A 9,252-nucleotide genomic window follows, 5' to 3' on the forward strand; every position below is an offset into this window, starting at 1 on the left:
TTTTGCTCATATTCTGTCATGACATTGCCTTCAAAATCACTGGCATGTAAGTCCAACCAAACCCCGTTCAGTTTCATCCCATACTGAGAAAAACTCACCAAGCTGTACTCAAACAAGCCACGATTGTCTGTCTTGAAATGGATTTCCCCATTTTCTGGCAAGATACGCTTGAAGGTGTCCAAGAAACTCTTGTAGGTCAGACGGCGTTTTTCATGGCGTTTTTTAGGCCAGGGATCAGAAAAGTTTAGGTAGAGACGATCAATCTCACCGTCTTCAAAGTAGTCTGTCAAATCTGAACCATCTACCCACAGCAATTTGATGTTGGGCACTCCAACTTCTAATACCTTGTCCAAGGCATAACTCAATACCGACTTTTGGATGTCAATCCCGATATAGTTGATGTCAGGGTTTTGCTTGGCCATTCCTGATACAAAGGCACCTTTCCCACTTCCAACCTCAATATGAATCGGATGATCATTTCCAAACAAGTCTCGCCATTTCCCTTTAGCTTCCGAGGGATTGAGGACCACATACTGGGGATTAGCCTCTAGTAACTCTGTCGCCCCTTTACGATTTCTAACTCTCATCTCTTCTTTCCATACTTGTCACGGAAGACACGCAAGGCATAAATCTCCCGGTTTACATTGTCTAAATCTTGATTTTCACAGTATTTGGCAATCTGGTTCAAGTAAGAATACTGACCATACCAATACAATTTATCTAACACTGTCTGATTGTACTTATAGCCGTAGTCTCTCAACCATTGACGCCACTGATGATCTGGAATGTAGTGGCATAGCAAATGCGCCACATCAAACATACGATCCGTCAGACGAACCGAATCCCAATCCACTAGATAAACAAGCCCACTCTCTGTCTCAATCCAATTACTATGGCGAAGGTCTCCATGTACAATCGTTGCATGATCTTCCCTAAAGCCTGGAACCGTCTTACCTAGTTCAGCAATCACACTATTCAAGTAGTGATTCTGTTGCAAGATTTCTGGTGCTTCTTGTTTCCAAGAACGCAACAAATCAACTGGTTTTTCCATGGTATATCCCAAACGACTCAACTGCTTCATCAAGGGACGCGAGCGGTGGAGACGGTTCAAGATATTGATAATCTGCTTGCGATTCATATCGTAAGGGGTCAAGATTTTGCCCGTCAGCCATTCCTGAGCACACATATCACGGCCATCTGACAAACGACGAGTCCATAGTAATTGAGGAGCGATTTGTTCTCTGGCTAGGCCAGGTAGGATTGGAGAGGTGTTCATTTTTACAAAGACGCGCTTCCCATCAGGATAGCTTCCCATATAAGCCTTGCCGCTCTTCCCGGGTATAGGGGTCAGCGTTAGCTCAATATCACCCAAGTCCATTTCTTTCCTCCGTATAAAGTTTCCTTACTATTCTACTAGTTTTTGGTCTATTCGTCAACCAATCTTTTCACTTGGTAAGGTAAATAAAACAATTGTAGGACAAGACTTGCTCCCACAAGAACCAACAAGGCTATTTTTTCTTGAAAAACGACTGCTCCGACTAGCAATTCCAACAAAAGAACGACACTTCCAACACCGAGCACTATCTGTTTCAAGCCCTTCTCTTTTTCACCCTTTTCCAAAGGAAAGAGCTGGGTCAAGTACTGGTAGTCAAAAGCACGATAGAGAGCCAACAACTGGAAGAGCATGAGGTAATTAAAGAGGACAACCACTGCTGTCGCAATCCAAGACTGCTCGATAAAGATCACAGCTAACAAGGATAGGAGCAAGAGGCGCAAACTGAGGGCAAAGAGGTCTCCATTTCGCAAGTAAGAACGAAGATAGAGGTTTTGCCAGATCTTCCCAGGCACCTTTTGAACAGTCTTTAGGAGGAAATCCAGATAAGCACGACGTTTGACACTGTTTGAAACGCCCTTGACCTGAGTAAAGAGAGCAAAGAAACGAAGCAAGACTTGCTTGCGCTTGCTTTCTTGGGTGATAACGTAGTCCCAGTCCAGTCCAGTTTCAGTGAAAAATTTGCTGGCTTTTTGGCGAAAGAGGAGATATTTTCCAGCTCCCAATAAAACCACATAGATGAGAAAGACTGGAAAACCATAGCCCATAGCTAAAAACAAGGGTGCAAACAGGAGTAAAAAGAGGGTTTGAACAATTGTCCAGAAAACCAATGAACGCATCGTCTGCCCTTTGAGGTATGACTTAACCTCCTCTTCAGCTACTAAGAGAAAGAGCTTGTCAGGCACTTCTATGTAGGTCGTGATTCCTCCCCAAGCCAAAAGCAAGGCAGATACAATTCCCAAAAACAAGAGGATGGGCCAATGATTTTCAGGAAAATCTTGCAAGAGTTGACTGTACTGGTAGGCTAGAAAACCGATGAGAACCAGCAGAAACAAGACAAAGTGGTCATTGAGAACATAACGGAGATAGCCGACACACTCCTTACGAAAAGCCTGCTTTCTCTTTAAAAACAAGTCTTTCATAGGTCCTCCTCTTTGGTCAGAGCCAAGTAAATGTCGTTCAAGCTAGCCTCAGGCATAGCAAAGGCCTCGCGGAGTTGCTGGAGATTCCCCTGAGCCCGCACCTCCCCCTTGTGGAGGATGACAAAGGCATCACACATCTTCTCCGCTGAATCCAGCACGTGGGTACTCATGAGAATGGACTTGCCTTTTTGCTTTTCTACTTCCAAAAGCTGAATCAAGTCGGCAATCGCCAGCGGATCGAGCCCAAGAAAAGGCTCATCCACGATAAAGAGGCTAGGATCTACCACAAATGCACAGATAATCATGACCTTCTGCTTCATCCCTTTTGAGAAATGTACTGGAAACCAGTCTAATTTTTGATTCAAACGAAACATTTTTAACAAAGGTTCCACACGATCAAAAGCCACTTTTTGCTCAATACCATAGGCCATGGCAACCGTCTCGATATGCTCTCTGAGGGTCAATTCCTCATACAGACTAGGCGTTTCTGGGATATAACCAATCTGCTTGCGGTAGCTAGTCGCATCTTCTCGCAAGGTGAGACCGTTAATCTTGATTTCCCCACTATAAGGTGTCAGAAGACCGATAATTTCATTGATTGTTGTTGATTTCCCAGCACCGTTGAGACCAATCAAACCGACCAACTGCCCACTTTCAACTGTAAAAGACACATCTTTCAAGACAGGAACGTGAACATAGCCTCCTGTCAGGTTTTTAATTTCTAACATATTTTCTCCGAATCTGGTATAATGTAGCTATATTATATCAAAATTCAATACAGTAGAGGTGGATTTTATGTCAGATTGCATTTTTTGTAAGATTATCGCAGGGGAGATTCCTGCTTCAAAAGTATACGAAGATGAGCAGGTTCTTGCCTTTCTTGATATCTCTCAAGTAACGCCTGGACACACGTTAATCGTACCAAAAGAACATTATCGCAATCTTTTAGAGATGGATGCCGCAAGTGCCAGCCAACTCTTTGCCCAAGTGCCAACAGTGGCTCAAAAAGTTATGAAGGCTACCAAGGCTGTCGGCATGAATATCATTGCCAACTGTGAGGAAGTTGCTGGTCAAACAGTCTTTCATACTCACGTGCATCTCGTACCTCGCTACGATGCAGAAGATGACCTCAAGATTGACTTTATCGCCCACGAACCTGACTTTGACAAACTTGCCCAAGTCGCTGAAACCATTAAAAACGCTTAAGGAGATGCCATGAAACTATCAAATCTACTGCTATTTGCAGGAGCTGCAGCTGGAAGTTATTTTGTCGTGAAAAATCGCCAAGCCATTCAGGATGAAGTGCTAGATACAACTGACCGCGTCCAAGCTATCAAGGATGATTTGGATATCATCCAAAACAGCCTACAAATCATCGACCAACAAAAATCCCTTATCAAGGAATACCAAAAAGACTTGACCTACAAGTTCAAAGTTTTAGAAAAAGATTTCCAGACTAGAATGGCAGTCCTCCAAGAAGAAAAACAAGAATAAGAAAGCCTCCAACTTTCCTTAATTCCATTTTGGGTTACTAGATTCGAACAGAAAAGGGAGGGAATGAAAATGAAACAGTCTTTAAAAGTTCTAGCGAAGGTCATCGCGATTATTTGCGGCTGTCTCTGCCTACTTACAGCCCTAGCATTTCTACTAGTGATGAATCTTTTCAAGGCCTCACCGAGTGACATCCGAAATGGAAATGAAACCTTAAAACAAATCTTTATCTCCCTTGACCTCCCTCCTGAGAAGGTCGAATCAGATGGACATTATCAATACGAAGGTGGAGGCTTAAATTTTTATGTTACTTTTTCAGACGAGGTCATCAATAGCCACCCCGTCCTAAAAGAAAGTCCAAAACTCACCAAAAACCGACTGAAAGTCTATGTCCTCCAGACAAGAGATATTTCCTACTATAAAGTTGGAGACAACTTATTCAATCGTGGTTTAATACAATTTTTAGAGGAGGAAGGCGAGGAGTATTTCCAAGAAAAAGGAAAGAAATCAAATTCTTCTTACACAATTCTAGCTTGGAAGGATCTGAAAAGTCTCAAAAAGGGAATCGTATTCTATGAAAAAGCCTTGACCTTGGTAGATATTCAGGATAATTCGGCGATTAACCACATTGATACCGTCACCGTTAAGCCTGGCAAAGAATCGGAAATCAAGCAACTCATCCAGGAGATGGATGAGGCTGGCTTGCTCACTCATAAGTATAGATAGTAGACTAACTGGAAAATGATTTTTCGATACTAAATTTCCCAAAATTATACAAAAAAGAGCCTTGAGGCTCTTTTTACTTTATTCTCCTTCGAAGGCATCTTTTATATGGTCAAAGAAGCCCTTTTTCTTTGGATTGACTTTCAAGTCGCCTGCAGCTGCGAATTCTTTAAGCGCTGCTTTTTGGCGATCGTTCAAAACTGTCGGAGTCACGACATTAACAGTGACGTATTGGTCACCAACAGCACCACCACGAAGGCTCGGTGCTCCCTTGCCACGTAGGCGGAATTTCTTGCCAGTCTGAGTTCCTTCTGGGATAACCAATTCAACAGCACCATGCACGGTTGGAATTTCCACAGTATCTCCAAGAGTAGCTTGGACGATATTAAGATTTAACTTGTAGAAAATAGTTGTTCCTTCACGTTCAAACTTATCGCTGGCTTCTACTGAAACCACTACATACAAGTCACCATAAGGTCCACCGTTAAAGCCTGCTTCACCTTGACCAGCTAAGCGGATTTGTTGACCAGTTTCCACACCAGCAGGGATTTTTACATGTACGCTATGAGCTTGTTTTTCATGACCTGTTCCATGACAGGTAGTACATGGATCTTTTATTTCTTTTCCGCGACCATGACAGACATCACAAGTTACTTGGCGACGCATCATACCAAGAGGAGTCTGCGTATCAACGTTAATGACACCAGCGCCATGACAGCGTCCACAAGTGACTGGACTTGTTCCTGGCTTAGCACCAGATCCGTTACATGTACGACAGCTTGCTTCACGGTTGTATTTCACTTCTTTTTCCGTTCCGAAGACGGCTTCTTCAAAAGTCAAATTCACACGGTACTGGAGATCATCCCCTTGACGAGGGGCGTTTGGGTTGCGCGAAGCTCCGCCTCCTCCGAAAAAACTTGAGAAGATATCTTCAAAACCACCGAAGCCACCTGCTCCGTCAAAGCCACCGAAACCACCAGCACCACCAAAGCCACCGTTGGCACCCGCAGCACCATATTGGTCGTAGGCTGCACGTTTTTGGTCATCACTCAAAGTCTCATAGGCTTCTTGAACTTCCTTGTACTTTTCCTCAGCTCCAGGTTCCTTGTTGATATCTGGGTGATATTTTTTCGAAAGCTTACGATAAGCCTTTTTGATCTCGTCTGCCGAAGCGTTTTTTGACACTCCCAGACGATCATAAAATTCAGTATTGTTCATACAAGATACTAAGAGCGAACAGAAAGCGACTGAAATTTAGGAAACCGACAAGAAATCCTGATTTCTTAGGAGGTTTATCTAATTTCCAAGCTTTCCGCTCGAGTTCAATTACGAACACCCTTGTTCCTTTCTATTGATATTGTGAATCAAACCACGATTTAGGTCGGGTTCAATTCCTTTCTTTTATATTGAGTCAGAAATTTTGGAACCCGTGTTCAGTTACGAACACTCTTTGTTCCTTTCTATAATTTATAGGTAAATCATTAGAGGGTATTTTCTATACTCTGCTTCACTTGATCAAACTCTTCGTCTGATAGAGTAAATATCAAATCCTCTTCAGCATACTCGTTCTGTTCTTTAAAATAGTTGTCCGTATTCTCTGCCAACCCTAAACCGAGAATCACTTTTCTCGCAAACTCTTGATGTGCAAAACCTACAGCCGTAATGATATGTTTATCTTGCACAAGAACTTTCGGTTGGAAATTTTCACGTGGAAGAAATTCAAAATAGTCAAAGAAGTTTTGCCAAATTCCACCTGTAAATTTCGTGTCGTTCAACAAGCCTGCTTTCGCCAATAAAACTGGCGCTGAAGAAATGGCTGCAATTAGGATATCTTGCTCATCAAGATTTCTCAAAAACGAAATCAATTTCTCATCTTGTAGAGCAGGACCTATATTTACCATTCCTGGCAAAATCACACAAGAATAATCTTCTATACGGATTTGATCCAATGTTTTCGTCGGTCGACAAGGCAAGCCATCCTCAGAAACCACCATTGAATGATCAGAAGCTACATAATCAATCGTGATATCAAAGGACAGAGCCAAAGTACTCGTTAAAGTGGTTATCTCATAAAGAGAAAAATTAGGATAAATGATACAAAGTACTTTTTTCATACACAACATCCTCTATTTTACCGAAAAACAGAGGCTGGGTTGCAACCTCTGGATTTCTTACTATCACTACGACGTTCGAGTTTTAAAAATCAAACTAGTACTGCTAAATCGAGCACTCCCTAACCTCTTGGTGAAAAAGACAAATCTTCCTAGAAACTAAAGTTTCTGCGTCAGATTTCCTATTTTCACTGTGAGGTTTTAACGGGCTTTGCATCTTACTTTTCAGTAAACTCTCCGTCTACGACGTCATCGCCTGCGTTTCCTGTTGCTTGTGCACCTTCTGCTCCTGCTTGAGCTTGTTGAGCTGCTGCGGCTTGTTCGTAGAGTTTCACAGCAAGGCCTTGAGCTTTTTCGTTCAAAGCTTCGAGTTTTGCTTTCATTTCGTCCAAGTTGTTGTCTTCTTGCGCTTTCTTAAGCTCATCAAGGGCAGCTTGTGCAGCGTCACGTTCTGCGTCGAAACCTTTTCCTTCAGTTTCCTTGATAGTCTTTTCAGTCGCAAAGATTGCTTGGTCTACTTCGTTACGAAGGTCAACTTCTTCTTTACGTTTCTTATCTGCTTCAGCGTTAGCTTCTGCATCTTTCATCATGCGGTCGATTTCTTCGTCTGTCAAACCTGAGTTAGATTGGATAACAATTGTTTGTTCTTTTTGAGTTCCAAGGTCTTTGGCCTTAACAGACACGATACCGTTCTTATCGATGTCAAATGTTACTTCGATTTGTGGAATACCACGAGGTGCAGCTGGGATATCTGTCAATTGGAAACGTCCAAGAGTCTTGTTATCTGCTGCCATTGGGCGTTCCCCTTGAAGAACGTGGATATCAACGGCTGGTTGGTTGTCTGCCGCAGTTGAGAAGACTTGTGATTTAGATGTTGGAATTGTTGTGTTGCGCTCGATCAGTTTTGTAAAGACGCCACCCATTGTTTCGATACCAAGTGACAATGGTGTTACGTCAAGAAGGACAACGTCTTTGACATCACCAGTAATCACACCACCTTGGATAGCTGCACCCATAGCAACTACTTCATCAGGGTTTACTGATTTGTTTGGTTCTTTACCAGTTTCAGCTTTCACAGCTTCTACAACGGCTGGGATACGAGTTGAACCACCAACAAGGATAACTTCGTCGATTTCTGACAAGCTCAAACCTGCATCTGAAAGGGCTTGACGAACTGGAACTTTTGTACGTTCTACAAGGTCACGAGTCAAATCGTCAAATTTCGCACGAGTCAAACTCATTTCCAAGTGAAGAGGTCCAGCCTCACCAGCAGTGATAAATGGCAAGCTGATTTGTGTTGAAGTTACACCAGAAAGGTCTTTCTTCGCTTTTTCAGCTGCGTCTTTCAAACGTTGAAGAGCCATCTTGTCGTTTGACAAATCGATACCATTTTCTTTCTTGAATTCTGCAACCAAGTGGTCAATGATTTTTTGGTCAAAGTCGTCACCACCGAGTTTGTTGTCCCCTGCAGTTGACAATACATCGAAGACACCGTCACCCAATTCAAGGATAGAGACGTCGAATGTACCACCACCAAGGTCGAATACCAAGATTTTTTCTTCTTTGTCAGTCTTGTCCAAACCGTAAGCAAGAGCTGCTGCAGTTGGTTCGTTGACGATACGTTCTACTTCAAGACCAGCGATTTTACCAGCGTCTTTTGTTGCTTGACGTTGAGCATCGTTAAAGTAAGCTGGAACTGTGATAACCGCTTTGGTTACTTTTTCACCAAGGTAATCTTCAGCGTAACCTTTCAAGTATTGAAGAATCATAGCTGAGATTTCTTGTGGAGTATATTCTTTACCGTTAGCAGAAACTTTTTCAGAAGTACCCATCTTAGACTTGATAGAAATAACTGTATCTGGGTTTGTGACTGCTTGACGTTTTGCTGCGTCACCAACGATGATTTCTCCGTTTTTGAATGATACTACAGATGGAGTTGTGCGGTTTCCTTCTGGGTTTGCGATGATTTTGCTCTCAGTTCCTTCAAGAACTGCTACTGCTGAGTTTGTTGTACCTAAGTCAATACCGATAATTTTAGACATGTGTTTTTCTCCTTAAATTTTATATTCTTTCTTTTTGATCCTCTTCTTAGGTGGCGACGCCGTCAGAGCTTGACTCGTCAATCTCTTTGACTAAACTTTGAGCCTAAGGTCTCAAAGTTTGCGCAAATAACGCCACGGCGAAGAGTATCGTCTTTGGTTCGCTTTGCTCACTATTGCAAAGCTGAACAACTTTCTTAACTTTCTTCATAGTTTATTGTCGTTTCGGACAGGTTTTCAATGTATATATGTTGCGACACGAGGAGTCGAAATCGATATTATTTCGACGACGAGTTAGTAAGGAGGCTAGGCAAACGCCATAGCGATTGCCGTTTTCTGACGAGTTGCTTTAGCTACCGTCAGAATTGCCTAATCGAACACGCCCTAAGCTCTGGGTAAAAAAGATAGATTTT

The 9,252-nt window shown here is 42.6% G+C and carries 10 protein-coding genes; 3 read left to right on the forward strand and 7 right to left on the reverse strand.

Features of this window, described 5'->3' with window-relative positions:
* The 4 genes from trmB to SORDD24_RS08585 all read right to left on the reverse strand — a co-directional run.
* Positions 1-587: tRNA (guanosine(46)-N7)-methyltransferase TrmB (trmB, locus tag SORDD24_RS08570; protein ID WP_231082725.1), on the reverse strand; the 587-nt coding region annotated here is incomplete at its 3' end.
* Positions 584-1,378, reverse strand: coding sequence for a cell cycle regulator CcrZ (gene ccrZ / locus SORDD24_RS08575; protein WP_061409603.1), 795 nt, complete (start codon positions 1,376-1,378; stop codon positions 584-586). The genes trmB and ccrZ, both read right to left, overlap by 4 nt.
* 47 nt (positions 1,379-1,425) lie before the next feature.
* Entirely contained in the window at positions 1,426-2,475 is a 1,050-nt protein-coding gene (locus SORDD24_RS08580) for an ABC transporter permease (protein WP_061409605.1), read from the reverse strand.
* Entirely contained in the window at positions 2,472-3,203 is a 732-nt protein-coding gene (locus tag SORDD24_RS08585; RefSeq protein WP_061409607.1) for an ABC transporter ATP-binding protein, read from the reverse strand. The genes SORDD24_RS08580 and SORDD24_RS08585 overlap by 4 nt, the downstream gene beginning before the upstream one ends.
* 67 nt (positions 3,204-3,270) lie before the next feature.
* Between SORDD24_RS08585 and SORDD24_RS08590 the strand changes: the two genes are divergently transcribed.
* The 3 genes from SORDD24_RS08590 (at position 3,271) to SORDD24_RS08600 (ending at position 4,692) form a co-directional block, all read left to right on the forward strand.
* Positions 3,271-3,681 carry an HIT family protein gene (locus tag SORDD24_RS08590; protein WP_061409609.1) on the forward strand — a complete coding sequence of 137 codons (411 nt, stop codon included), beginning with the start codon at positions 3,271-3,273 and terminating at the stop codon, positions 3,679-3,681.
* Positions 3,682-3,690: 9 nt separating this feature from the next.
* A complete protein-coding gene (locus tag SORDD24_RS08595) occupies positions 3,691-3,969 on the forward strand; it encodes a hypothetical protein (protein WP_061409611.1) in 279 nt (92 codons plus the stop codon).
* A gap of 63 nt (positions 3,970-4,032) precedes the next feature.
* Positions 4,033-4,692: a hypothetical protein gene (locus SORDD24_RS08600; protein ID WP_061409613.1), complete on the forward strand. Its 660-nt coding sequence runs from the start codon at positions 4,033-4,035 to the stop codon at positions 4,690-4,692.
* Between the two features lie 78 nt (positions 4,693-4,770).
* Here the strand turns inward: SORDD24_RS08600 and dnaJ are convergent, their stop codons facing one another.
* The 3 genes from dnaJ to dnaK form a co-directional block, all read right to left on the reverse strand.
* The gene (dnaJ, locus tag SORDD24_RS08605) at positions 4,771-5,907 is read right to left on the reverse strand and encodes a molecular chaperone DnaJ (RefSeq protein WP_061409615.1); all 1,137 of its coding nucleotides are present in this window, start codon (positions 5,905-5,907) and stop codon (positions 4,771-4,773) included.
* Positions 5,908-6,170: 263 nt separating this feature from the next.
* Entirely contained in the window at positions 6,171-6,803 is a 633-nt protein-coding gene (locus tag SORDD24_RS08610; RefSeq protein WP_061409617.1) for a DJ-1/PfpI family protein, read from the reverse strand.
* A 215-nt stretch (positions 6,804-7,018) separates the two neighbouring features.
* Complete coding sequence (gene dnaK, locus SORDD24_RS08615) at positions 7,019-8,842, reverse strand: molecular chaperone DnaK (protein ID WP_061409619.1); 1,824 nt, start codon at positions 8,840-8,842, stop codon at positions 7,019-7,021.
* Positions 8,843-9,252: the final 410 nt, after the last annotated feature.

It is taken from the genome of Streptococcus oralis, from assembly GCF_001579175.1.
GTDB classification, from domain to species: domain Bacteria; phylum Bacillota; class Bacilli; order Lactobacillales; family Streptococcaceae; genus Streptococcus; species Streptococcus oralis_O.

Excerpts from the sequence above, each read along its gene's own strand:
- ccrZ (WP_061409603.1), bottom strand. The coding sequence starts at position 1,378 with ATGGACTTGGGTGATATTGAGCTAACGCTGACCCCTATACCCGGGAAG.
- SORDD24_RS08580 (WP_061409605.1), bottom strand. The coding sequence starts at position 2,475 with ATGAAAGACTTGTTTTTAAAGAGAAAGCAGGCTTTTCGTAAGGAGTGT.
- SORDD24_RS08585 (WP_061409607.1), bottom strand. The coding sequence starts at position 3,203 with ATGTTAGAAATTAAAAACCTGACAGGAGGCTATGTTCACGTTCCTGTC.
- SORDD24_RS08590 (WP_061409609.1), top strand. The coding sequence starts at position 3,271 with ATGTCAGATTGCATTTTTTGTAAGATTATCGCAGGGGAGATTCCTGCT.
- SORDD24_RS08595 (WP_061409611.1), top strand. The coding sequence starts at position 3,691 with ATGAAACTATCAAATCTACTGCTATTTGCAGGAGCTGCAGCTGGAAGT.
- SORDD24_RS08600 (WP_061409613.1), top strand. The coding sequence starts at position 4,033 with ATGAAAATGAAACAGTCTTTAAAAGTTCTAGCGAAGGTCATCGCGATT.
- dnaJ (WP_061409615.1), bottom strand. The coding sequence starts at position 5,907 with ATGAACAATACTGAATTTTATGATCGTCTGGGAGTGTCAAAAAACGCT.
- SORDD24_RS08610 (WP_061409617.1), bottom strand. The coding sequence starts at position 6,803 with ATGAAAAAAGTACTTTGTATCATTTATCCTAATTTTTCTCTTTATGAG.
- dnaK (WP_061409619.1), bottom strand. The coding sequence starts at position 8,842 with ATGTCTAAAATTATCGGTATTGACTTAGGTACAACAAACTCAGCAGTA.